We start from the raw sequence: 23,238 nt of genomic DNA, 5'->3' as shown, positions 1-23,238 counted from the left end.
AGGGGAGATGAATCCGAGAGGGCGCTCAGTCGCGGCGACGGTTGTGTGCTCGCGAACGCGATGCATAAGATCGCGCCGCCGACCCGAATGAGTCGGTAACCGGAGAGAGGGCGGCCTTCTTTTGAAGACCTGCAAGTCGGGACGGTCGTCCTCTCCCCACCATGTTCATGCTGACATCGTCAGGCACGCTCCTTCGTCTGATACGCGAGCCGCGCCCGAACACGGCGTCGGCGGATCGATCGAATTCAACGGAATTGGCACAGCCGAAACCCAACCCGGACAGACTCGATATGTTGAGTCGGGTCGCAGGGAAAGGGATCGTTAACCCGTTTTCACTCTGAGCCGATTCGTCTCACGTGTCGAAACTTTCGTCAAGATGTAGTGGCGCGCAGGGTCTGAACCGCAATAGACAGCGTTTGCGACCCCAATAACACGCCTCTGGCCCACCGACCTTCCACAGCTTTCGATTGCCTGAAGCCGAGGGTGACGGCGGGAAGTCAGGACCGCTTCGCCGCCAGGTAGGCCCGCCAGCGACGCGACAGGTCCCGACGTCGCCACCGATAGACGAGCGGCGGGACGACAGGCGCGCTCTCGACGGCGGCGTTGTAGTCCGACATCAGGAGGAGAACGTCGGCCTCCGGATAGCCCCGGGCCGCAGTCGTCTCGATGCGCCGGAAGATTTCAGCGATGGCGTGGGCGGCCTGATGATGACCGAGTAGGGCGCCGAGAACGTCGGATGACAGAACGAACACCAGCGCCGCGATCATGACCCGAGCCGCGTTGATCTGGGCGTCAGAGGTCAGGTCGACGACGCCGCGCCACGCGGCGGCGCAGAGCACCAAGCCGATAACAACGAGAATGGCGGCCACGACGCCCGCGCTCGTCTTCTGGAGATCGCCCGTCCAGTAGGCCGACTCCTCGACGAGCTCCGCCGCGCGTTGAAAGCCCGGGCGGCATCGGCTCGCGAAATAGTCTTCCTCCCGCACGAGGCGGCGGCCGCGGATCGAAAGCGCGAACCCGTCGAATATGCGGAGCCTTTGGGCCGGCGAAACGGACTGGCCGAGCCCGCTGGCCAACAGGACTGCGCGGCGCGCCTGATTGCCCGCGGTCCGGTGCCGCCCACCGCGTCGACCGATCTCGAACCAGGCGAGCGCAAGAGTGAACCCGACGAAGGCAAAGGTCAGCAGGGTGGGTCCGTCGTTGAAGAATACGGAGCCCGCGGCCACGACCGCGACGAGGAACTGAGTAGAGAGTGAAGCGACCTGAAGCTGCTGGGCGCGATCCAGCTCGACCCGCTGATGGGTTAGGAGGCTGGAGTTGCTGAAGGCGTCGGCGATCTCGATCAGGACGCCCTCGACGAACATCGCCTTGCCCGACGTGTAAGCAGGCAGGTCTTCCGCGTGTTTCTCGGCCAGAGCGGTTTTCAGCGCCGCGTACTGTTGAACAAGGCCCTCGTCGTGCGCCAACGCATCCCGAAACGCCACCATGCGCTCGCCCCACTCGGAGTCGGTAGGCACCAGATGAAGATTGAAAGCCGGGCTGTCCGGCGTGCCGGTGCGGGTAAGGAACCGCCGTGGGTCAGCTCCTCCAATCTTCTCCTCAACGCGGTAGCCCTGGTTCCTTAGGGATCGCGAGACAGCGTCCGCCGCTTGCCAGTCCGTTAGAGTGACGAGAATGTCTATGATCGGCTTCGCCGGCAGATCTGCGACTGCGGTGCTTCCGACGTGATCAAAGAAGCACTGGACTTGGCTATCGGACTTCAGCCGATCGGCTTCGGCCATGAAGGCGGCGGACCATCCGGTGTCGTGATTCACGAGTGCGACGGGAGTCTGACGGAGCTCGCGAGGCCTGCTGATGGCGCGCCATGCCTCCCCGGCCGCATTGATGAGAACTTTAGGCAACCCGTGAATTGTCGTCATCGCGTTCTTGTCCCGCGATCCAAACACGGCGTCCAGTCGCGCGCCTTCTCCAAGGCCTCAGAACACCGACGCGATTTCTGTACCGATGGGGCCTGCGGATGGGTTGTAAAAACGCAGCGCAGAGCGGGCCGTCGTGGCGTAGTCGGGGGTATCTGATACCCGGTCGGCGGATGCGCCCACGACCGCGAGAAGGAGCGTCTCCAGCTGGGTGATCGCGGCGCGCTTCTCCGCCATGTAGTTGTGCTGGACATAGACGGCCATGGTGATCGGCGATCCGCCGCCGAGATCGCCGGCGTGGTTGAGAAGCTTCGACAGGATGAAAGGACTGACGCCAGCGATCGCGAGCCGGGTCGCGCCGCTGCGACGCAGGTCGTGCGTCGTCAGGTCGAGCGACCCGATCCCCTCCCGGATATCTCGCATCGCATGGCTGATCGCGGCCGGCGACAGATAGGGGACTGTCTTGCTGCGACCCACGAAGACATAGGGCGATGGATCGTCCCCGGGAGCGGGCTCGGATCGGAGCGCGATGGCTTCCCGGATCAGACCGATCGCCGTGGCGCAGAGCGGAACGGCCGTCACCCGACCGGCCTTGGTCTTCTCCGCGGGGATCGTCCAGACCGCGGCATTGAAGTCGATTTCAGGGATGCGCATCGCCGCGATCTCGCCCCGCCGCTGGAGCGTCAGCATCGCGAGCTGAATGGCGATACGGACCGGCCGACTGACCATGACGGGTTCGTCGCGGCCGCCGGGGAGGGGGCGCCGCAAGCCTGTGGGATCGATCAGGGCCCTCCACAGCGACCGCGTCTCCTCATCCGTCAGGATGCGGGTGCGGGGAATTTCCTCTGCCAGGTCGACGAGCTCGCCGGCTGGATTGCGGGCGATCCTGCCTTCGAGGACGCCCCAGGCGTAGATCTGCCGCAGGAGGCCCCGGACTCGGTTCGAGGTGATGCCGCGACCAGCGTTCAGGAGATCGCGCAGCAGCTTACGGACCGCGTCGCGGGTGAGCGCCTCGACCCTGATCGAGCCGAGCGCTGCGAGATACTTCTTGTAGAGATAGCGCTCGGCCTTGATCGTCTGCGGGCGCTTGCGCCGGCGGCTGGGGCGGTACTCTCCCGTCTCGCAGACGGCGAAGTAGGCCTCGGCCAGATCATCGACCGTACGAATGGCCTGGGCTTTGGCCTCGGCCTTGGCGACCTGTCGCGTGGTCGCGGGATCGCCGCCGTCATCGACCTCCGTTTGAATCTTCCTCGCCCGTGCTCTCGCGCCGGCTACCGTCAAAGCCGAGGTATCGCTGATCGCCTGCTCGGGCGGTACGTAGTGACCGAGCCGGATGCGCGGTTGACTTCCGTCCGGTCGGCGATACCTATAGCCCCAGATACGGGTGTCCGAAGACACCCTCAGATACAGGCCTTTCACGGCGGTATCCCAGAGCTCCAGACGGCCGCCTTCGGTGGCCTTGGCCGACGCAACCGTCCGGTCCGTGAGCTTCAAAGTCGGCATCCCGATCTCCGATGAGCGCCCTTTGCTGGGGCACATATGGGGCACAGATTGCAGCAACTCGAAGAATACGGGTGAAAAGCGGTGACGTCAAAAACATTATCAGAAACAAGCGGTTAGAACAGTCCTGACCAGTAGTGAAATGTCCTGAAAACAACCTCAGGGTAGGCTGGGGGTCAAGGGGTCGCAGGTTCGAATCCTGTCGCTCCGACCATCGACACAGGTCGATGACGGGTTTAGGGGCCGCCTTCGGGCGGCCCCTTTTCCTTTTGCGCCCACGCGGGTCTTTTTCGGCCGCCTTCGGCTTGAACCCGGTTCTCGGCTCATTATGATGAACGGCAGAGATCAGGTCGCCTCCCCGCGACCAGGCCGGCGCCTGTGATGTTCGGGTGAATCCGGTCCGACGCCCGTCGATAACCTGGCGTCACGACAGCTTCATTCGATGATCGGAGGCCGCCGTGGCGCGTAAACCTACACTGGACTTTCTCAAGACCGAGGCCGCCTCGGGTTCAGCCCTGGCCCTTGCGGCGATCGCCGCGCTTCTGGTGGCGAATTCGCCCTGGAGCGCCGACTATTTCGCCTGGCTGAAGAGTTATCATGTGCTCCAGCTCGGGCCGATCCGTCTGGAGGAGACGATCTCCGACTGGATCAAGGAAGGCCTGATGGCGATCTTCTTCCTCGTCGTGGGGTTGGAGATAAAATATGAGATCGTTCGCGGCGAATTGAGCGACCCCAGGAAGCTGGCGACGCCGGTCCTGGCGGCCTTGGGCGGGATGGCCGGGCCTGCGGCGGTCTATCTGTTCCTGTCCATGACGATGGGGGCGCCGCACGCCGGCTGGCCGATCCCGCTGGCGACAGACATCGCCTTCGCCCTGGCGATCTTCGGCTTCGTCGGCAAGGGGCTGCCCTCGTCGCTCCGCGTGTTCCTCTTGACCCTTGCGATCGTCGACGACCTCGGCGCGATCGCCCTGATCGCCCTGCTGTTCAGCGAAGGGGCGAATTGGACGCCGCTGTTCTGGGCCTTGGGTCTGCTGGCGGCCTTTGGCCTGATCGCGCACAGGATTCGCGTGCCGACCCCCTTCTGGGTGCTGGGATTTTCGGCGGTCTGGTATCTGACGATTCTGTCCGGTCTTTCGACCTCGCTGACGGCTGTGGCTTTTGCGATGATCGTTCCGATCCAGGCGCGTAAGGAAGACCGCCAGAGCCCGCTGAAGGAGGCGATGCACGACCTCCATCCCTGGAACGCTTTCCTGGTCCTGCCGCTGTTCGCCTTCGCCAAGGCCGGCGTCTCCTTCGCCGGCCTGTCGCTGGAACAGGCCTTCGCCCCCTTGGTCGTGGCGATCGCCCTGGGTCTGTTTTTCGGCAAGCAGATCGGCGTTTTCGGCGCCGCCTGGCTGGCCTCGGCCCTGCGGATCGGCGCGCGTCCGACCGACGCCAGCTGGCTCCAGGTCTATGGGATCTCGCTGCTGTGCGGGGTCGGCTTCACCATGAGCCTGTTCATCGGCGTCCTGGCCTTTCCGGGGGCGGTGGATTCCCCCGAACAGGTCGAGGTCAAGCTGGGTGTGATCGGCGGGTCCATTCTGTCGGCGGTCGGCGCGGCCGTCGTCCTGGGTCTGGCCGGCCGCCGTCCCCGGCGCGATCCGGCGGCGGCAGATCCGCAAATCGAGCCGCTCGCAGGTTCCTCGTCCTGAGGAGAAGGCGAACAGCAGGGCGCGGCTGAGCAGGCTCAGCCGCGCTCCGCCCATCTGAGCAGGGGGATGATCGGCAGTCCCCAAGCCGTGCCTCCGATCCCGAAAAACAGGAAGTCGATCCAAGGCGAGGGCGGCAAAAGGGCGCGCAGGGCGATGAGGCCCCACACCCAAAGGACCAGAAAGGCCAGGACGCCGACGGCGGCGATGAACCGACGCGCCCGCGGCGGCATCAGCGCTTGTTCCTGAACAGGAAGAAGGTCGCCAGACAGACGACCGACCCTGTCAGGGCCCAAGGGACCCAGACCCAGCTGTCCAGGGTGCTGACCGCAAACACCCGCACGGCGAGGAACCAGCCGCAGGCCAGGCCGACGCCCGACACCAGGCTGGCGCCGCCGAAGCCCCGCCGTCCGGTCAGCAGGTCGGCGACCCAGGCCAGAAGCAGGCCGCCCAGAAGGGCGGCGCCGATGTCCGCGTATTGCAACACGCATCTTCTCCCTGTCAGCCCCATCGGGGAGGACGTCATGATCTCAATCCGACTCGATCTTGCGGCCTGGGCGGGGCATACCGCCTCGGTCGCGATTTGGTCACGGTCGAAGGCGACACCATATCCGGGTCAGTGTCGGGCGTCGAATGAACCGTTTCGGAAATCCAGATCGTAACCGCGCCGTGGCCGTGTGGCTGTTCGCCACGGCGGCCCTGGTCTTTCTGATGGTGGTCGTGGGCGGGGTCACGCGCCTGACCGGGTCGGGTCTGTCGATCACCGAATGGAAGCCGATCATGGGGGCCATCCCCCCGTTGAACGACGCCCAGTGGGCCGAGGCGTTCGAGAAGTACAAGCAGATTCCCCAGTACGCCCAGGTCAACGCCGGCATGAGCTTGGCCGAGTTTCAGGGCATCTTCTGGTGGGAATGGGTGCATCGGCTGCTGGGGCGAGTGATCGGCCTGGTGTTCGCCCTGCCGCTTGTGGTGTTTCTGCTGTGCCGCATCGCGCCCGCCCGCTCGATTTTTCGTCAGTGGGCCGTGCCGGATCGGCTGATCTGGCGCTGCGTCCTGCTGCTGGGTCTTGGCGGTCTGCAAGGGCTGATCGGCTGGTGGATGGTCGCAAGCGGTCTGTCCGAGCGGGTCAGTGTCGCGCCCGAACGTCTGGCGACCCACCTGGGTCTGGCCTTGATCCTGTTCGCCGCCCTGATCTGGACCGGATTGGAGGCCTGGAACGGTCAGGACCACGGACGCCCTCCGGCCGGCTGGGCGCGCGGCGCGGGTTTCCTGCTGGGTCTGGTTTTCCTGCAATGCCTGCTGGGCGCCCTGGTGGCGGGCGGGCACGCCGGGCTCGTCTATACCGACTGGCCCCTGATGAACGGTTCCGTCCTGCCGCCTGCGGACTGGAGCCTGGGCGCCGTCGCCTTCCTGCACGATCAGGCCCTGACACAGTTCAACCACCGTCTGGTCGCCTATGGTCTGCTGATCGCCGTCAGCATCTACGCCTTTCAGGCCTGGCGCTGGCGCGTGGCCGAGGGCATGGGGCTGGCGGCCTTCGTTTTGGCCGGGGTGGTCTGGGGCCAGGCGGTCCTGGGGATCGCCACCCTGATCCATGCGGTTCCTCTGTGGCTGGGCGTTCTGCACCAGGCCGGGGCCGCCGTCGTCTTGGCGGCGGCGACGGCGAACCTCTGGCTGGTGCTGCGGGCTCAGCCCCGGATCTTCATGTCCGGACCGAGGACCATGGTCCGGTGATCGCCACCGTCAGGCCCGGATACTGAATATTGACGAACAGGGTTCGGCCGTCGGGGGCGAAGACCGCGCCGGCGAATTCAGAGTTCCCCTGAAACACGTTGCGCCCCAGGGTGTAGAGCTTGCCTTCGGGCGTGACCCCCTTCAGGTGGTTTTTGACCTCTGTCGAATAGTTGTCTTCGCAGACGATCAGATGGCCCCAGGGCGCGATGGTGATGTTGTCGCCCATGTTCAGCGTTTTCAGGTCCGTGCTCTCGACGAACAACTGCACGCGCCCGGGCCGCCGGCTTTCGCCGGGCCGCCCTTCCTCCGGCGAGGGGACATAGCGCAGAATCTGGCCCCGTTGGATCGGCCCGCCCGAGGTGGCGGTCAGATACAGTTCATTGTCGCCCCACCAGATGCCTTCGGCGCGGGCCACCAGGGCGGCGCCTTCGGCATGGCCGCGCAGCCGCAGATCGCCCTTGGGGCTCTCGACCTCGTGCATGTCGATCCACTCCACCTCGCGCCAGTCGCCGACGGACCAGATCCGGTCCTTGTGGTTCGAGGTGTCGGCCCCGTTGTGCCCGCGCAGGACCATGGCCTGCAGCCGACCGCCCTTGGCCAGTTCGCCCGGGGCATCGGGGAGGAAGCGATAGAAGAGGCCGTCTCCCTGATCCTCGGTGAGATAGAGGATGCCGGTGCGGGGATCCACGCAGACGGCTTCATGTTCGAAGCGCCCCATGGCCTTCAACGGAATCGGATCGACCAGGCCTTCGGCGCGCGCGGGAACTTCAAAGACGTAGCCGTGGTCCTTGGTCACGTCCGAGTCGGCCGGCAGTTCGCTGGTCTCCTCGCAGCTGAGCCAAGAGCCCCAGGGCGTCTGGCCGCCGCAGCAGTTGGTGCTGGTGCCGGCCAGGCTGAGGTGCTGGCGCTCGGTGCGGCCGGTCGCCAGGTCGTAAATGACGGTGGTCGTGCCGCCGGGCAGGGGACGGCCGTCCTTATAGGTGTCATAGGCGCGGTTCGCGTCCAGCCGACCGATCCGTTCCTGATTATAGCCGCCTGGGCCCCAGTTGCGGTGGCTGGCCGAAGAGCCCTTCAGTTCGTGATTGCGGACCAGGGCGACGCGGGTGTCGTCCAGGGCGAAACACCCCATGCCGTCGAATTGTCCCGGAACCAGCAGGCCGTCGGCCATCGTCTCTCCGCCCTGGGAGACGATGCGGTAGGAAAAGCCTTCGGGCAGGTCCAGCACCCCGTTGGGGTCGCGCTTGAGCGGACCATAGCCGACGACCTCATTGAGATAGGTTTCCTCTTCGGCGGCGTGGACGTTGCGGGCCAGGCCGGAAAAGGCGAGAGCGGCGCTGGACGCGATGAGGCTGCGGCGATGAAGGATCATGGGGGGCTCCAAGGGACGGCCTCCGATGACTCCGAATGATCATGGTTTGATGACGGCGGCTGTTATTTCATAACAAAAAAAGGTCGTCGGTGCTGGTATTTTAATACCGTATCAAAAAAGACGTTTGATTACATATGGATGGCGCAATCTGGATGTCCTGGATTGGATTGACGCCGTCGTCGCCCTCCTGTATCAGCGCGCCTTCATTCGGTTCCCTCGGGGCCGAACCCGATTTTCGTCTCCAGGAATCCTCTCAATGCTGAAGAGCACCACGGCTTCGTTGAAGCCGGCCGAGGTCGAGAAGAAGTGGATCCATATCGACGCCGAAGGCGTCGTTGTGGGCCGCCTCGCGACCTTCATCGCCAACCGTCTGCGCGGCAAGCACCGCGGCGACTACACCCCCCACGTCGATTGCGGCGACTATGTCGTCGTCACCAACGTCGATAAGGTGGTGTTCACGGGCAAGAAGAACACTGACAAGATCTACTACCGCCACACCGGCCACCCCGGCGGCGTCAAATCGACCACGCCTGAGAAGGTGCTGGGCGGCCGCTTCCCCGAGCGCGTCCTGGAGAAGGCCGTCGAGCGGATGCTGCCCAAGGAAAGCCCCCTGGCCCGCAAGCAGATGACGCACCTGCGCCTGTTCGCCGGCAGCCAGCACGACCACGAAGCCCAGCAACCGGAAACGATCGACTTCAAGTCGGCGTCGCCCAAGAACACCCGGAGCGTCTGAGCATGACCGACGTGACCAATGAAACCGCGACCGGCTTCGACGCCCTGAAGGGCCTGACCGCCTCGGCCGAGAACGACGCCCCCGTCTATGTCCAGAAGCTGGACGCCCAGGGCCGCGCCTATTCGACCGGCAAGCGCAAGAACGCCATCGCCCGCGTCTGGGTGAAGCCCGGCACCGGCAAGATCACCATCAACGGCAAGGACCAGGAGCAGTATTTCGCCCGTCCCGTGCTGCGCATGATGATCGCCCAGCCGCTGACCGTGTCGGACCGCGCCACCCAGTATGACGTGATCTGCACCGTCGAAGGTTCGGGCCTGTCGGGCCAGGCCGGCGCCATCCGCCACGGCCTGTCGCACGCCCTGACCCATTTCGAACCGGAACTGCGCAAGGTTCTGAAGCCGCACGGCTTCCTGACCCGCGACAGCCGCGTCGTCGAACGCAAGAAGTACGGCCGCGCCAAGGCTCGCCGCAGCTTCCAGTTCTCGAAGCGCTGATCGCATTCACGCGGTTTGGATTTGGGGCGCTTCGGGGAAACCCGGAGCGCCCTTTTTCTTGCCCATCTCCTCCGGCAGGAGCGGGACGGCCAGGGAGCAGCCTATGACGACCCACACCATTTTCATCGACGGCGAAGCCGGCACCACCGGACTGGAGATCCGCGAGCGACTGGAGGCGCGCGGCGATCTGGACTTGATGCTGCTGGGCGACCGGCGGCGCGATGTGGACGCACGGCGCCAAGCGCTGAATGCGGCCGATGCGGTGATCCTGTGTCTGCCTGACGACGCCTCGCGCGAAGCGGTGGCCATGATCGAAAATCCGTCAGTCAAGGTGATCGACGCCTCGACCGCCTATCGGGTCGATCCGGACTGGACCTATGGCTTCGCCGAGATGGATGCGGACCAGCGCGCGGCGATCGCCGCCTCGACACGGGTGTCCAATCCCGGCTGCTATCCCACCGGCTTCATCGCCCTGATGCGGCCCTTGGTGAAGGCCGGGCTGGTCCCGGCCGAATGGCCGGTTACGGTCAACGCGGTGTCCGGCTATTCCGGGGGCGGCAAGGCCATGATCGCAGAGTTCGAGGCCGACGACGCCTCGACCGCCTATCGCGCCTACGGCCTGACGCTGAAGCACAAACATGTGCCCGAGATGACCAAACATTCGGGCTTGTCGCGCCCCGTCCTGTTCGCTCCCGCCGTCGGAAACTATCGCCAGGGGATGCTGGTCGAGGTTCCGCTGCATCTGTCCGCCCTGCCGGAGACGCCGTCGGTCGAGCGGCTGCACGGCGCCCTGGTCGAAGCCTATGAGGGCCAGCGGTTCGTCGAGGTCGCCGACCTGGAAGAGACCGAGGCCCTGACGGGGATCGAACCCGAGGCCCTGAACGGCACCAATCGTCTGCGTCTTCACGTCTTCGGCGACCGGGGCGGAGAGCAGGCGCGCCTGGTCGCCCTGCTGGACAATCTGGGCAAGGGGGCGTCAGGCGCGGCGGTGCAGAATCTGAACATCATGCTGGGGCTGGATGAGGCCACCGGGCTGAACTGAGTCTCGAGGACGGGAGAGAAACCTTTTCCGACTCGCCTTCGTACTGAGGGCATGACCCTGTCCTTGCTCCTCCATCGCCGCGGCCTCTTGACCGGCGTCGTCGCCCTGGCCGCCTGCTCGCCCGAGCCTACGGCGGCGGGCGAGGCCCAATACGCCGCCTCGCCCTATCGCCGGATTTCGGACGCAGAATGGCGGCGGCGGCTAGGCCACGCCGCCTGGCGGGTTCTGCGGCATGAGGCGACCGAACGTCCTTTCACCAGTCCCTTGAACGATGAGCATCGACGGGGGACCTTCGTCTGCAAGGGGTGCGACCTGACCCTGTTCCGCTCGAGCTGGAAGTTCGAGTCCGGCACCGGCTGGCCCAGCTTCTATGAGGTCATGGGCGCCAACATCGGCCGCAAGCGCGATTTTGCGATCGCCATTCCTCGCACGGAATATCATTGCGCCCGCTGTCTGGGACACCAAGGCCACGTCTTCAACGATGGTCCCCGCCCAACCGGACTGCGTTATTGCAACAACGGCGCGGCCCTGAAGTTCATGCCCGCCTAGATGCGATTGGCCCGGATGGCGGAATCGACCGTCACGCCGAACCAGACCGAGGCGATCAGGATCAGGAGGCCATAGTCATGACCCGGCGAAAAGACCGGCGCGGCGGCCGCGATGATCAGCACCAAGGGGAAAAGCCCTGCCCAGACGGCGGAGGCTGCGGAGGCCGGATGGATCATCGGCTGGGGCGTGGGGCGTTTCAGAAGCCGGTTCATCCCGCCGTTGAAGGCGACGAACAGGGCCGAACAGACGACGGCGGTGATCAGATATTTCGCCGCCTGGCCCGGCGCTCCGAACGCCGTCGCCGTCATGATCAAGAGCGCCAGGGCGACGCCCGTGCTGAAGGCCAGCATGAGGTTGGGTTCCAGACGGTTCAAGACTTCACCTTCACATAGGCGCCGGGGGCGGGTTCAAGCGGGGGCAGGGGGCCGGCCGACGGATCGCGCGCCGCGACGGGCTCGCCCGATCGCGCCCGCAGCCAGGCCGCCCAGTGCTCCCACCAGCTGCCGGGCGCCTCCACCGCGCCCGCCTGCCATTCGGCCAGGGTGTCGGGCAGTTCGGCGTTGGTCCAGTGCTGATACTTCTTCGCCGTCGGCGGATTGATGACCCCGGCGATACGGCCCGAGCCCGCCAGGGTGAAGGTGACGTCCTTGCCGCCGAACAGTTTGGCGGACCGATAGACCGAGTTCATCGGGGCGATGTGGTCCTCTCGGCTGGCCTGGAAATAGAGGGGGATTGTCACCTTGGAGAGATCCGCTGTCAGCCCGCCGATCTTGAACGCCCCCTGGGCCAGGGCGTTGGCCCCGTACATCTGGCGCAGATAGGCCAGGTGAAGGGCCTTGGGCATCCGGGTCTGGTCGGCGTTCCAGAACAGCAGGTCGAAGGCGGGCGGATCCTTGCCCAACAGATAGTTGCTGACGAAGAAGGACCAGATCAGGTCATTGGACCGTAGGGCGTTGAAGGTGTCGGCCATGGCCGCGCCGGGCAGGACGCCGCCGGCGGCGTCCATCTGGCGCTCGATCTCGGCGATCCAGTGGTCGTCTGTGAACAGCAGGAGGTCGCCCGCCTCGGCGAAATCGTGCTGGGCGGCGAAGAAGGTGGCCGCAGCGATCCGCTTATCGTCCCTGGCGGCCATATGGGCCAGGGCTGCGCCCAACAATGTGCCGCCGATGCAATAGCCGACGGCGTTGAGCCGATCGGTCCCGGCCTGCTCCAGCGTCTTTTCGACGGCGCGGTAGACCCCCTTCTCCAGATAGTCGTCAAACCCGTAGCCCGCCTTGTCGCGATCGGGATTGACCCAGGAGCAGACGAAGACGGTGAAACCCTGGCTGGACAGCCAACGGATCAGGGAATTGCCTGGCTGAAGGTCGAGGATGTAGAATTTGTTGATCCAGGGCGGGAAGATCAGCAGCGGAATCCGGTGCTGGGTCTCGGTCGCTGGGGCGTACTGGATCAGTTCGAACAGATCGTCGCGCCAGACCACCTGCCCCGGCGCGGTGGCGACGTTCTGACCGACGACGAACTTGCCGTAGTCCGCCTGGCTGATCCGCAGCGATCCGGCGCCCCGTTCCAGATCGGCGGCGAAGTTCTGCATGCCCTTGACCAGCGATTCGCCGCTCGTCTCCGCCAGGGCCTTCAGGGCGACGGGATTGGACGCCAGGAAGTTCGACGGCGAAAAGGCGTCCGTCAGCAGACGGGTGAAGAACTGGGCGCGCCGCTTCACCGCCGGATCGACGTCCTCGACCCCCGCGATCAGGCCGTTCATCCAGTCGGACGTCAGCAGATAGGAGCGGCGCATCAGGTCGAACATCGGGTTCTCGGACCATTCCGGATCCTTGAACCGCTTGTCGGCGGGGGCGGGCTTCGCCGGTTCGCCGGCCGCCTGACGCGCCGTATCGGCCCACAGGTCCATGTAGCGGCCGAACAGATCGGCCTGGGCCTGAAACAGCTTTTCGGGGCGCGCCGCCAGACCGCCCATGATCGACGTCAGGGCGGGCGCGATGTTGAAGGGGTCGGGCGACAAGGCCGCCGGACGGTCGGCCTGCGACAGGGCGGCTTCGGCCAAGGCGCCCTGCGCCATCATCGCCGCCTTGGCCAGGTTCATCGACAGAGTCTCGATCAACTGGGCCTGGTCGGCGCCGAAGGGCGGGGCGACGTCCTCGGTTTCGGGCGGCCTCGTATCCGCCGGAGCGGGCTTGGGACCGCGCTTAGCGGCGGAGGCCGCAGCCTCCGATGCGTCGGCCTTCGCGGCCTTCGCGGCCTTGGGGGCCGTCTTGGCTTTTGAAGGGCGGGGCTTGGCCGAGGTCGGGCGTCCCGCCTTTCGCGGGCTCTTGGCGGTCGGCTCGGCGCGGGGCGCGCCCGGCTTGGGCGGGCTGTCTTCGGGAGCGCGGGCCATTGGTTTCCTCCACCTTCTTGTTCGCGTCACGCCGGTTCGAACCCGCGCCCTTCCGCAGAGGACGATGATGGCATAAGACGAACCTCGAAATGAACGCGCACTTATCTAAAATGAAGCCGGCGGGCCGAAAATGAGGCGAGCCGCCTCCGTCGTTTGTCTGACGGGTCTCATCGCAGCCTCGGGCGGTTGTGCGCGGTCGCTGGGTCTGGACACCGATCCCGCCTCGCCGATCGCGCCGCGCGTCCAGGCTCTGGTCGACGCCAATCGAGACTATCCGCGCTGGCGTGATTTCCCCGCCGCCCCGACCGATCTGCCGCAGGTCGCTGAGGTCGGGCGATCAATCGATCGGCTCCAGGCCGAGGGCTCGACCCTTGCGCAGGAGGCGGCGCGAATCGAATGGACGATGACCGACGCCGAGGCTGAAGCCGCGGCTGTCCGCGCCCAGGTTGGGGCCGTTCCCGTATCGCCCGACGCGGCCCGCACCCAGGCGGATATCGAGGCCTTCGCTCAGGAACTGAGAGATCGCGCCAAGGCGCCGCCGCCGGTCGATCGCCGACCGATCCCATGAGGCGGTCGCCGGGGCGGAGAATCCCCGGATGATGCGATGATGGCGGACGACGGCGGCTTCAAGATCGACAGCGGTTTCCTGGGCGTGTCCCAGTCCCTGTCCGGGCGGGCTTGGCGGCAACGCCCGGCGGACCCGGCCCTGATTCGCGCCCATCGTCAGGGCCTAGGTCTCGAGGAGCCGGTAGCGCGGGCGCTGGCGGCGCGCGGCGTGGGCGCCGATCAGGGAGCGGATTTTCTGACCCCGACCCTGCGGGCGCTTTTCCCCGATCCGTCCAGCTTCATGGATATGGACAGGGCGGCCGAGGCGATCGTCGATGCATTGCTGGCCAAGGCTCGGGTGCATGTCTTCGCCGACTATGATGTGGACGGCGCGTCGAGCGCGGCCCTGCTGGTGCGCTGGTTCCGGGCCATGGGCGCCGACCTGCCCCTGTATGTGCCCGACCGTCTGACCGAGGGCTATGGCCCGTCGGCTCGCGCCTTCGATACGCTGAAGGCGGCCGGGGCCGATCTGGTCGTGACGGTGGACTGCGGCGCGGCGGCGAACGAAGCCCTGGCCCACGCCGCCGCCATCGACCTGAAGGTCGTGGTGATCGACCACCATCTGATGCGGTCGGAGCCGCCGCAGGCCCTGGCGGTGGTCAATCCGAATCGACCCGGCTGCAACTCAGGTCAGGGCAATCTGGCCGCGGCCGGGGTGGTCTTCGTACTGTTGGCCGCCTTGAACCGCGAGGCGCGGCGGCGAGGTCTGTTCGCCGACCGGCCTGAGCCCGACCTGCGCCAGTGGTTGGACCTCGCCGCCCTGGGGGCCATCTGCGACGTCACCGGCCTGACGGGGTTCAACCGCGCCCTGACCAGTCTGGGTCTTAAGGTCATGAGCGACTGGAGAAATCCCGGTCTGCGCGCGCTTCTGGCCGCTGCGGGCGCGGAACAGGGCGCGGCCAAGAGCCATCACGCCGGCTTTGTTCTGGGGCCGCGCATCAATGCAGGTGGTCGGATCGGGCGCGCGGACCTGGGGGCGCGATTGCTGTCGACGGACGATCCGGCCGAGGCGCAGCAGCTGGCGCTGGAGTTGGATGCGCTGAACCTGTCTCGGCGCGACGTCGAGCGCGCTGTGACCGACGCCGCCGTGCGCAAGGTGGAGGCGACCGGGGCGCACGTCGATGATACGCCCGTGATCGTGGTCGCCGGCGAAGACTGGCATCCCGGCGTGGTCGGCATCGTGGCGGGGCGTCTGAGGGAACGCTGGCGCAAGCCCGTGATCGTCGTCGGATTGGACCCGGTGACGGGACTGGGCAAGGGGTCGGGCCGGTCCCAGCCCGGCATGAACCTGGGGCGGGCGGTCCAGGCCGCGTGGGAAGCAGGGCTGCTGCTGGCCGGAGGCGGCCACGCCATGGCGGCCGGGTTGACGGTCGAGGGCCGCCGACTGTCCGAGCTGTCCGCCTTTCTGGCGGAGCGGCTGTCCGGCGAGCGGGAGGACGCCGTGGCGATGGATGTGCTGGAGATCGACGCCCTGATCGATCCGGCCGCCGCCCGCCGCGATCTGTTCGATTCGTTCGAACGTCTGGCGCCGTTCGGTCCGGCCAATCCCGAACCCGTCTTCGCCCTGGGCGGGGTCCAGGCCCGCGAGGCGGTGCAGATGAGCGGCGGTCATGTGCGCTGTCGTCTGGTCGGGCCCGATGGGGCCTCCGTTCGGGCGGTGGCCTGGCGTTGCGCCGATCTGCCGATCGGCCGGGCCCTGTTGTCGGGCCAGGGGGGGCTGAATGTCGTGGGTCGTCTGAAGGCGGACGACTGGAACGGTCGGCGCGGCGTTCAGCTCGAGATCGAAGACGTGGCCGATCCCCGTCGCCTATGACGGTCGCCGCTTCGGGACCAGGCTGCTGAAAAACTCGAAATCCGCGCTTGCACCCTTTTGAGGGCGCGGCTATATCGCCGGCTCTCCCGCGCAGCGGTCCCTTCGTCTATCGGTTAGGACGTCAGGTTTTCAACCTGAAAAGAGGGGTTCGATTCCCCTAGGGACTGCCACGCGGTGAAGCTGAGGCTCTGGCATCCGGCCGCCTCACCTACAGAAATCCTCGCCAATTCAATCGTTGAGCGGTGCGCCGGATCGGTGTCGTTCGTGCGACACAACCGAGGCGTTTCTGCTGACCTGAGGCAATATTCCCACCCTCTGCGGCCAGATTCCGCTTTCCAAAGATTCGCGGAACAGTGTTAAACGGAATCTAAGGGTCCGTAGAGGAGCGGACGGGGGTATTAGGTTGACTGACTACCACGGGATTGAAACGGCGGAGACCGTTCGTGTCGTCGGTCGCGTCAAATGGTTCGATCCGACGAAGGGCTATGGCTTCATCGTTCCGGACGATCCGACTTTGACCGATCTGCGGGACGTGCTGCTGCACATCAGCAGTCTGAGAGACAAGGGGCGCGACCATGCGGAAGAGGGCGCGCCCATCGTGTGCGACTGCGTGCGGCGCGCCAAGGGATGGCAGGCCGTCCAGGTTCACGAACTGGGCGTCGGCGACGTCGGGGCGGTGGCGAGACGGCTCGGGACCGAGGCCGACAAGCCGGCGCCGGCGCTTGACCCCGGTGCGACGCTGGAGCCCGCCGTGGTCAAATGGTTCAATCGCACCAAGGGCTACGGATTCGTGGTGCGTGATCGCGAACCCGGCGATATCTTCGTCCATATAGAGACACTGCGCCGTTGCGGGCTGGACGATCTGGTTCCCGGCGACGTGGTTCAGGTGCGGTTCGCCAGCGGCCCCAAGGGGCTGGTGGTGGCGGAAATCAGAACGGGCGGCTGAAGGCCGCCCCGGAGGGCGGATGGTCGATCTGGTGCGACGTGTGTTTTCAGCCGGCTTGATGGCGCTGGCGCTGGCTGGGTGCGCCGCCAAGGCGCCGGTGGGCGTCAACGGTGAGCCGATGCAGCGGCTGGCGGTCGTCACCGCCTCGGGCGAACACGCCTTCTGGGTTGAGATCGCGGACGATGAGCCCGAACGGCAGCGCGGGCTGATGTTCCGTCCCCCGTTGGCGGACGATCAGGGCATGCTGTTCCAATGGCCGGGAGAGCCGCCGCGCGAACAGAGCTTCTGGATGCGCAACACCCCCAGTTCGCTGGACATTCTCTATATAGATCCGAAAGGGCGAATCGTCTCCATCGCCTCGCACGCCACGCCCTTTTCCGAGACGCCGATCCCCTCGAACGGCGCCGCCAACGGGGTTCTGGAACTGCGCGCGGGGCGGGCCTCCGAGATCGGCGCCAAGCCCGGCGACAAGGTTTTGCACCCTTATTTCAAGCCATGATTTGCGGATTGCGCGCTGAAGTGCCAATAGAGCGCTCCGTTCGGTCCGGGGTGTAGCGCAGCCTGGTAGCGCATCTGGTTTGGGACCAGAGGGTCGGAGGTTCGAATCCTCTCGCCCCGACCAAGGAACGGCCGCTGGATTCCGTGTCCGGCGCGCGTTATGGCAGGTCCACAAGACCTGACGATCACTAGGGATTTCGCCATGCTCGCCCGCATCTACCGCCCGGCCAAGACCGCTATGCAGTCCGGCAAGGCCAAGAGCCGCGACTGGCGCCTGGAGTTCGAACCGGCCTCGGCCCGCACGATCGACCCGCTGATGGGCTGGACGGGCAGCTCCGACATGAACGGCCAGGTGCGCCTGACCTTCGATTCGAAGGAAGAGGCCGTCGCCTATGCCGAACGTCACGGCATTCCGTTCCGGCTGCACGAGCCGCACGAGGCGCCGACGATCATCAAGGCCTATGCCGACAACTTCGCAACCAACCGCAAACAGCCCTGGACGCACTGACGTCGGGCGTTTGCCAGGCGCCCTTAGCTCAACCGGATAGAGCACCCGCCTTCTAAGCGGACGGTTGTAGGTTCGAGTCCTACAGGGCGCGCCATTCTCCGGCGGCGGCGATCAGAGCTTTCTCGATGACAGACCCCGCTTTCGCCTCTCCTCAGATTCGAATCGCCGCCCTGTATCGGTTTGCGCCGATAGGGGAGAGCAAGCTCGTCCTGGTGCGGGATCGGCTTCAGGCGGTCTGCGACGCGTGCGGCGTCAAGGGCACGCTTCTGGTTGCGACCGAGGGGCTGAACGGCACGATCGCCGGGCCGGAGGCGGGGATTGAGGCGGTGCTGGGTGAGATCCGCGCCCTGCCGGGGTTCGCCGATCTGGACGTCAAATACGCCTGGACGGGGGAGGCGCCCTTCCTTCGGATGAAGGTCCGCATCAAACGCGAGATCGTGACCATGGGTCAGCCCGATCTCGACCCGGCGCGCCAGGCGGGGGTCTATGTGGCGCCTCAGGACTGGAACGCCCTGATCGCTGATCCGACCACCTTGGTCATCGACACCCGCAATGACTATGAGGGCGAGATCGGCGCTTTCGAGGGGGCGGTGCAGCCGAACACCGGCAGCTTCCGCGACTTTCCCGACTGGTTCCGCACGGAAGGCCGGGCGCTGCTGGACGAACGCAAGCCGCAGCGGGTCGCGATGTACTGCACCGGCGGCATTCGTTGCGAAAAGTCGACCGCCTTTCTGAAAGCGGAAGGGGTGGAGAACGTCCACCATCTGGAAGGCGGCGTCCTGCGCTATCTGGAAGAGGTCGATCCCGCCGACAGCCTGTGGCGGGGCGACTGTTTCGTTTTTGACGAGCGGGTGTCAGTCGGACATGGTCTGGTCCGGGGCGAGCACACGCTCTGCCGGGGCTGCCGCATGCCTATGGATGCGGCGGGGCGGGCCTCGCCCCATTTCATCGAAGGCGTCTGTTGCGACCGTTGCAGGGACACGCGCGACGACGCCCAGAGGCTGCGCTATGCCGAGCGGCAAAGACAGATCGAGTTGGCCCGAAGGCGAGGGCAGGCGCATCTGGGGCGAACGGATCCGGCCTGACGGGGCGCCGGCGGAAGCAGTGTCCGCTTTGTAGGTTAAATAAATTAAAACAACGTCATAAGCCACAATCTTGAATTGTTCGCACGTCTGTACCCACCTTTCGGATTGCCTCTGGATGAGTTCTAATCAGCCGGGGTCAGGCTGGATGACGCGGCGTGACTCAAAGGCGACGTTGGGCGCATACGCTTTTCGCAAGCGCCGAGTTCTGATCGTGAATCCGAGGCGCTACCAAACCACCACTCTTTCGTCTGGTGGTAGATACAGAGCCGCGTCCGGCCCGACATCGAATGCCGCGTACCAGGCGTCGAGATTGCGGATGACGCCGTTGACGCGGTAACGCGCCGGCGAGTGGTAGCTGTTCTGAGACTGACGCCTCAGGGCGTCTTCAGTTGTCTGTGTGCGCCAGAACTGCGCCCATCCCAGAAAGAAGCGCTGCTCTGCGGCGAAGCCGTCCAACCGGGCGTTCATGTCCATCCCGGTCTCCGCCGCATGCAGCCGGAGCGCATCAAGCGCCAGGGTCACCCCGACCAAATCTGCGAGGTTCTCGCCGAGAGATCGGCGCCCGTCCAGGTGAACGCCGGGTAGAGGTTCATAGCTATCGTATTGAGAGACCAGCCGTTCGGCCTTGGCGTCGAATGCGGCGCGACTGGTCGGCGACCGCCTTACCGCGAGTGCGAGGCAATCCCCATACGACGATTTGGCTTACGCTCTTCTCTGGCTCAGTAGACCGCACACCCAGTAATGATGGCGACTAAAAGGACGAGTCAGCCATGCGGAGCGCTATCGGTTGGCAGAGTTCTACAAGCTGCAACATGCGCTCCAGACGCATTTTTCAGGGGACCGTCACGACGCTGAACATCGTCGAGGGGGCATAAGACTGCCGAGTTTTTCGCTTCTTGCGCGCGCGTCGCTGGGGCTTGCCTGACACGACAGGACCCGCCTTCTCGAGCTTGGCGGCCAGCGACGACTTGCTCGACGCGCCTAAGGAAGAAGCGTCAGCCCTGGAAACGTCAAGGTTCCCGAGGCGACGCAACTCACCCCAGACCCCGTGAAGCTGACGGTCGAAGTCGGATTGTCGAAGATTCCGGGCGACATGGAGGACATGCAGGTGGATCCTCCTGACACACTCCAGTTCAGGATCACCTGGCTGTTAATCCCCGACGGCAGGGTGGACGGCGTGGGGGCGACCAGACTTCCAAACCCATTCAGGGTCACCAGGAAGCAGTTCGGTCCCGTCAGGGTTGACGTGACCAGGCTCGGCACATTGTTCTGCATTCGCCAGCTCGATCGCACCGAGCAGGTGACCGGTCCTATGAAGGTTTGGAAGGTGACGGTCCCGGTCGCCGGCCCCGTCACCCCGGGGGGCGGCAGATAGAAGGTGCCCGCCTGAGCCTGTTCCGCCGAAACAAGGCTGATCATGGATGCGGCTGCGGCCGCCATGAGCGTAGTTCTCAGCATCGATACCTCCTCTACACGCGCTGATTGACTATCTACAATCGCGTAAATAGCGCGAGAGTCAATCCGAGGCTGAGGCGCTCGAGCTGGGCGCTCTCAATTGGGTGTCCATTCGGTCCTTGCCAAGGACGCTGAAGTTGCAGACTTCCGACCCTGCCTTGGAGCCCGGCAGACGCCGAATAGTCGAGCCGCGGGGGTGCGACGGGCGACGCGCCAGGGGGCAGCTGCGCAAAGTCCCGGCGGCGGGCTCCAGCTAGCAGGCGAAATCTCGGCGCGAGGAGGTGATATGCCCCAAACAGTCGCCATTCCGCTTGCCAGTTCGCGCAGCGCGGGTGAAGGTGGCGTGGGAGAAATGTTTAATGCCTAGTCTTCAAAGCTTTGCTGGGGTGGCCCATGAGGCGTTCGATCTGTCTGTGGGCGAGGCCACGATGCCGCTCACACTGGTGGAGGTTGCCCCTTTACCTGCCACTGGTCTGAACCCGCAGCCCTTCTCCCTGGTCTTCCGCGGGACTTCGGCGATCGTTCTGCCGCAGAAGATGTACAGCCTTAGCAATGCGACCTTGGGCAGGTTGTCGATCTTCCTAGTGCCGATCGGGCGCGATCCGGCGGGCGTGCTTTATCAAGCGGTCTTCAACTGATCGGCCAGATCATCCGGTCGTGGCTTGCGGACTCTTCGGCGGTCAAAACGAAGCCGAGGCGGCCGTAGAGGGCTGCGGCCCGTCGATTGGTTTTCAGGACATGGAGATCAAGCGCGTCGGCGCCGTGAGCGCGCGCTTCCGCCTGCACGATCCGCAGCAGGGCCCCGCCTAGGCCTCGGCCTTGTGCTTCGGGCAACAGGGCCAGATCGATCACGCGCCAGGTCGAGCTGGATCGATTCAGATAAAGCCGGCCGACGTCCACGCCTGCCTGCTCGATGATCCAGAAGTCCGTCGCCAACCGTTCGCCCACGAAATGGCGATGCTGGAGATCGAACTGACTGACGAGAAACGCCTCCGCCAGAACCGGCGGCCATCCGGCGGCGGCGACTTCTGATGAGCGGGTCGTTCCATAAAGCGCCCTGAGAAAGGGCAGATCGGCCTCGGCTGCGGGACGCAGTCTCAGTCTCAACCGCGACAGCCCGCGGCGCTCCAGCGGCTTGCCGGCCGCAGGAAACGGCGCGGGCGTCGTTTCAGTCAAAGTAGGGATAGTTTCCCGTAAGGGCGACGGCATAGGTCAGGCCGAGATAGGGCTGAAGGTTCTCGTGCGGCGCGCCCGACCCCGACAGGCCGATGGCGTTGGGGTTCATCATGGTTCCCGACGCGCCGACGGCGGCGAAGGCGTTGAAGCCTGAATTGCCCACAATGCCGATGGCTGACGCAGGCGTCGGCGCCGCCGTCAGCACAGAGGGGTCAGACGGCTCGAACTCGCTGATCGCATGGTTGTGCATGGGGGTTTCAGCCGCCGTCAGGGCGACGGTCGGAGCGCCGAAGGCCTGGCCCATAGGGCGACGGCTGTTGCCCGGCGATTGGCCGGCTCCGCAGGCTTGGCGGCTGGCCAGGTTAGGCAGACCGAAGGTGTTGACGCCGTCACCGCCGAACTGGATGCCGTACAATGAGAACAGCGCCGATTGCTGCCGGATGGGGACGAGCTGTCCGGCGGCGAGGGCCCAGCCGTACGGCGCAAACGGGAAGCCGAAAATCTGCACTTCGCCGATGAAGGGTTCAGACATTGAGAAGTCCTTGCGTTCTGATGGGGTCGAGCGAAGTCACGAGGGAGGGGAGGGGTAGTAGCCGAGGAGGGCGATGCAGTACTGAAGCGCCAGGGTGGGGGCGGTGTTGTCGTGCGGTTGAGAGCCGCCGGCGACGCCGAGGGTGGTCTGGGGAAAGGCCACGGGGGCGCCGTCGCCGGGCTGCGGATTGTAGAAGGTCTCGGCTATATCCGCCGGCAGGGCGGCGAGCACGGCGCCGGCCGGCGAATTGCTTGTCGCCACAGCCGTCGACGCCATCGGCGTGTGGACGTGCGGGCCCATCTGGAGCGACGTCAGCTGGACGGACTCCTCACCGGCGGTCATCCCGATCGGACGGTTCGAAAGGCCGGGGCCGGTCCCCTGGTGCACGGGCACCCGGCTTCTGAGATCCGGAATCCCGAACGTCTGCTGTCCATTGCCGCCGTAAGTCGTGCCCAGAAGGGCGAACAGGGCGTCATACTCCGCGATGGGCAACAGCGATCCGTCGCAGACGTGCCAGCCCTCGGGCGCGCCGCGCATGTAGGGCAGGAGGCGGATTTCTCCAACGTAGCATTCGCTCATTTTACATCCTCGATGATGTCCGCCTGGGCGGCTCAGTCCGATCTTGCTGCGCGTCGGCGGCGGACGGTCAGTTGCGCGAGGGGAAGACCCCCTGCAGGGCGATGTTGAAGTTGATGACCTGAAAAGGCTGCATGTTGTCGTGCGGCTGACCGCCGCCGGCGATCGACGTCGGATTGCCGGCGAGGGGGATCAGGTTTTGCGGCTGGCCGTAGAGCATGCCCGGTGCGGAGGCTTGCGCCAGCGTCTGGGCGCCGTCGAGATAGGGACTGACGCCTTCGGCTGTGGTCGCCATCATCGCGTGCGTGTGCGGGCCGTTCTGATCCGCCCTCAAAGACACCGTCTCAACCCCGCCGACCTGACCCATCCCATAGGGCGCGGGCTGCCAGCTGGGGTTCTGTGAGGGGAAGCCGCCGACCGGCGTGCGTCCCCGCAGATCCGGCAGTTTGAAGGTGGTGACGCCGTCGCCGCCGTAGGTGACGCCGAGCAGGGCGTAGAGGGCGTTGTTTTGCGCGATGCTGAGAATCGCGCCGTCGCAGCGCGCGAACCCGCGCTGCGCATAGTTGAAGCCAGTCATCATGATCTGGCCCAAGAAAACAGTCGACATGCGGCGTCCCTCGGTTCGC

At 65.6% G+C, this 23,238-nt stretch carries 25 protein-coding genes, 3 tRNA genes and 1 pseudogene; 16 read left to right on the top strand and 13 right to left on the bottom strand.

Annotated features, from left to right (window positions below; genetic code table 11):
* Positions 1–497: 497 nt before the first annotated feature.
* Together GGQ93_RS12140 and GGQ93_RS12135 are read right to left on the bottom strand one after the other, a co-directional pair.
* Complete coding sequence (locus GGQ93_RS12140; RefSeq protein WP_153921674.1) at positions 498–1,919, bottom strand: GrpB family protein; 1,422 nt, start codon at positions 1,917–1,919, stop codon at positions 498–500.
* 57 nt (positions 1,920–1,976) lie between these two features.
* A complete protein-coding gene (locus tag GGQ93_RS12135) occupies positions 1,977–3,419 on the bottom strand; it encodes a tyrosine-type recombinase/integrase (RefSeq protein WP_183217307.1) in 1,443 nt (480 codons plus the stop codon).
* Positions 3,420–3,874: 455 nt separating this feature from the next.
* On the opposite strand from GGQ93_RS12135, the gene nhaA reads away from it, so the two are divergent.
* The gene (gene nhaA / locus GGQ93_RS12130) at positions 3,875–5,107 is read left to right on the top strand and encodes a Na+/H+ antiporter NhaA (RefSeq protein WP_183217305.1); all 1,233 of its coding nucleotides are present in this window, start codon (positions 3,875–3,877) and stop codon (positions 5,105–5,107) included.
* A gap of 35 nt (positions 5,108–5,142) precedes the next feature.
* Here nhaA and GGQ93_RS12125 read toward each other — a convergent pair whose 3' ends face one another.
* Positions 5,143–5,337, bottom strand: coding sequence for a DUF2842 domain-containing protein (locus GGQ93_RS12125; RefSeq protein ID WP_183217303.1), 195 nt, complete (start codon positions 5,335–5,337; stop codon positions 5,143–5,145).
* Complete coding sequence (locus GGQ93_RS12120; protein ID WP_224764328.1) at positions 5,337–5,591, bottom strand: transglycosylase; 255 nt, start codon at positions 5,589–5,591, stop codon at positions 5,337–5,339. The genes GGQ93_RS12125 and GGQ93_RS12120 overlap by 1 nt, the downstream gene beginning before the upstream one ends.
* Before the next feature lie 146 nt (positions 5,592–5,737).
* On the opposite strand from GGQ93_RS12120, the gene GGQ93_RS12115 reads away from it, so the two are divergent.
* Positions 5,738–6,838: a COX15/CtaA family protein gene (locus GGQ93_RS12115; protein WP_183217301.1), complete on the top strand. Its 1,101-nt coding sequence runs from the start codon at positions 5,738–5,740 to the stop codon at positions 6,836–6,838.
* On the opposite strand, the gene GGQ93_RS12110 is transcribed toward GGQ93_RS12115, so the two are convergent.
* On the bottom strand, positions 6,807–8,207 hold the full coding sequence (locus tag GGQ93_RS12110) for an alkaline phosphatase PhoX (protein WP_183217299.1): 1,401 nt from the start codon (positions 8,205–8,207) through the stop codon (positions 6,807–6,809). The two genes, GGQ93_RS12115 and GGQ93_RS12110, sit on opposite strands and share 32 nt — an antisense overlap.
* A 256-nt stretch (positions 8,208–8,463) precedes the next feature.
* On the opposite strand from GGQ93_RS12110, the gene rplM reads away from it, so the two are divergent.
* From rplM to msrB, 4 genes are all read left to right on the top strand, one after another.
* Positions 8,464–8,940: a 50S ribosomal protein L13 gene (gene rplM, locus GGQ93_RS12105; RefSeq protein WP_054765955.1), complete on the top strand. Its 477-nt coding sequence runs from the start codon at positions 8,464–8,466 to the stop codon at positions 8,938–8,940.
* A 2-nt stretch (positions 8,941–8,942) separates the two neighbouring features.
* Positions 8,943–9,434 carry a 30S ribosomal protein S9 gene (rpsI, locus tag GGQ93_RS12100; protein WP_054765954.1) on the top strand — a complete coding sequence of 164 codons (492 nt, stop codon included), beginning with the start codon at positions 8,943–8,945 and terminating at the stop codon, positions 9,432–9,434.
* 103 nt (positions 9,435–9,537) lie between these two features.
* A complete protein-coding gene (argC, locus tag GGQ93_RS12095) occupies positions 9,538–10,476 on the top strand; it encodes an N-acetyl-gamma-glutamyl-phosphate reductase (RefSeq protein WP_152950367.1) in 939 nt (312 codons plus the stop codon).
* Between the two features lie 51 nt (positions 10,477–10,527).
* The gene (gene msrB, locus GGQ93_RS12090) at positions 10,528–11,025 is read left to right on the top strand and encodes a peptide-methionine (R)-S-oxide reductase MsrB (protein ID WP_183217297.1); all 498 of its coding nucleotides are present in this window, start codon (positions 10,528–10,530) and stop codon (positions 11,023–11,025) included.
* Here the strand turns inward: msrB and GGQ93_RS12085 are convergent.
* A complete protein-coding gene (locus GGQ93_RS12085) occupies positions 11,022–11,399 on the bottom strand; it encodes a hypothetical protein (RefSeq protein WP_183217295.1) in 378 nt (125 codons plus the stop codon). The genes msrB and GGQ93_RS12085 overlap by 4 nt on opposite strands.
* Complete coding sequence (phaC, locus tag GGQ93_RS12080; protein ID WP_183217293.1) at positions 11,396–13,417, bottom strand: class I poly(R)-hydroxyalkanoic acid synthase; 2,022 nt, start codon at positions 13,415–13,417, stop codon at positions 11,396–11,398. Before phaC ends, GGQ93_RS12085 begins: the two co-directional genes overlap by 4 nt.
* Positions 13,418–13,547: 130 nt before the next feature.
* Between phaC and GGQ93_RS12075 the strand changes: the two genes are divergently transcribed.
* The 9 genes from GGQ93_RS12075 (at position 13,548) to trhO (ending at position 18,873) form a co-directional block, all read left to right on the top strand.
* A complete protein-coding gene (locus tag GGQ93_RS12075; protein ID WP_054765950.1) occupies positions 13,548–13,985 on the top strand; it encodes a hypothetical protein in 438 nt (145 codons plus the stop codon).
* Positions 13,986–14,024: 39 nt separating this feature from the next.
* Positions 14,025–15,836 carry a single-stranded-DNA-specific exonuclease RecJ gene (recJ, locus tag GGQ93_RS12070; protein WP_183217425.1) on the top strand — a complete coding sequence of 604 codons (1,812 nt, stop codon included), beginning with the start codon at positions 14,025–14,027 and terminating at the stop codon, positions 15,834–15,836.
* Between the two features lie 95 nt (positions 15,837–15,931).
* A tRNA-Glu gene (locus GGQ93_RS12065) sits at positions 15,932–16,006 on the top strand.
* Between the two features lie 233 nt (positions 16,007–16,239).
* On the top strand, positions 16,240–16,782 hold the full coding sequence (locus GGQ93_RS12060; protein WP_221233697.1) for a cold-shock protein: 543 nt from the start codon (positions 16,240–16,242) through the stop codon (positions 16,780–16,782).
* A gap of 19 nt (positions 16,783–16,801) precedes the next feature.
* Positions 16,802–17,281 carry a DUF192 domain-containing protein gene (locus tag GGQ93_RS12055; protein ID WP_183217292.1) on the top strand — a complete coding sequence of 160 codons (480 nt, stop codon included), beginning with the start codon at positions 16,802–16,804 and terminating at the stop codon, positions 17,279–17,281.
* A gap of 46 nt (positions 17,282–17,327) precedes the next feature.
* A tRNA-Pro gene (locus GGQ93_RS12050) sits at positions 17,328–17,404 on the top strand.
* 78 nt (positions 17,405–17,482) lie between these two features.
* A complete protein-coding gene (locus GGQ93_RS12045) occupies positions 17,483–17,788 on the top strand; it encodes an ETC complex I subunit (RefSeq protein ID WP_054765943.1) in 306 nt (101 codons plus the stop codon).
* 17 nt (positions 17,789–17,805) lie between these two features.
* Positions 17,806–17,882, top strand: a tRNA-Arg gene (locus GGQ93_RS12040).
* Positions 17,883–17,913: 31 nt separating this feature from the next.
* A complete protein-coding gene (gene trhO / locus GGQ93_RS12035) occupies positions 17,914–18,873 on the top strand; it encodes an oxygen-dependent tRNA uridine(34) hydroxylase TrhO (protein ID WP_183217290.1) in 960 nt (319 codons plus the stop codon).
* Positions 18,874–19,098: 225 nt separating this feature from the next.
* Here trhO and GGQ93_RS12030 read toward each other — a convergent pair.
* Positions 19,099–19,536, bottom strand: a pseudogene (locus GGQ93_RS12030) (M13-type metalloendopeptidase); the annotation flags it as partial.
* A gap of 318 nt (positions 19,537–19,854) precedes the next feature.
* Positions 19,855–20,331 carry a hypothetical protein gene (locus GGQ93_RS12025; protein ID WP_183217288.1) on the bottom strand — a complete coding sequence of 159 codons (477 nt, stop codon included), beginning with the start codon at positions 20,329–20,331 and terminating at the stop codon, positions 19,855–19,857.
* A gap of 356 nt (positions 20,332–20,687) precedes the next feature.
* On the opposite strand from GGQ93_RS12025, the gene GGQ93_RS12020 reads away from it, so the two are divergent.
* Positions 20,688–20,966 carry a DUF6916 family protein gene (locus GGQ93_RS12020; protein WP_183217286.1) on the top strand — a complete coding sequence of 93 codons (279 nt, stop codon included), beginning with the start codon at positions 20,688–20,690 and terminating at the stop codon, positions 20,964–20,966.
* Here GGQ93_RS12020 and GGQ93_RS12015 read toward each other — a convergent pair.
* The 4 genes from GGQ93_RS12015 to GGQ93_RS16310 all read right to left on the bottom strand — a co-directional run bounded on the left by GGQ93_RS12015 (position 20,959) and on the right by GGQ93_RS16310 (position 23,219).
* Positions 20,959–21,504 (bottom strand): GNAT family N-acetyltransferase, encoded by a 546-nt coding sequence (locus tag GGQ93_RS12015; protein ID WP_182713120.1) that lies wholly within the window; start codon positions 21,502–21,504, stop codon positions 20,959–20,961. The genes GGQ93_RS12020 and GGQ93_RS12015 overlap by 8 nt on opposite strands.
* Positions 21,497–22,036 carry a phage tail protein gene (locus tag GGQ93_RS12010; protein ID WP_182713119.1) on the bottom strand — a complete coding sequence of 180 codons (540 nt, stop codon included), beginning with the start codon at positions 22,034–22,036 and terminating at the stop codon, positions 21,497–21,499. The genes GGQ93_RS12015 and GGQ93_RS12010 overlap by 8 nt, the downstream gene beginning before the upstream one ends.
* A 36-nt stretch (positions 22,037–22,072) precedes the next feature.
* On the bottom strand, positions 22,073–22,615 hold the full coding sequence (locus GGQ93_RS12005; RefSeq protein WP_183217284.1) for a phage tail protein: 543 nt from the start codon (positions 22,613–22,615) through the stop codon (positions 22,073–22,075).
* A gap of 67 nt (positions 22,616–22,682) precedes the next feature.
* A complete protein-coding gene (locus GGQ93_RS16310) occupies positions 22,683–23,219 on the bottom strand; it encodes a phage tail protein (RefSeq protein WP_182713117.1) in 537 nt (178 codons plus the stop codon).
* Positions 23,220–23,238: the final 19 nt, after the last annotated feature.

Source organism: Brevundimonas aurantiaca (genome assembly GCF_014199955.1).
Classification (GTDB): Bacteria; Pseudomonadota; Alphaproteobacteria; order Caulobacterales; family Caulobacteraceae; genus Brevundimonas; species Brevundimonas aurantiaca.
The sequence above is the reverse complement of the archived record's forward strand: the minus strand, read 5'-3'. Positions and strand labels throughout refer to the sequence as shown.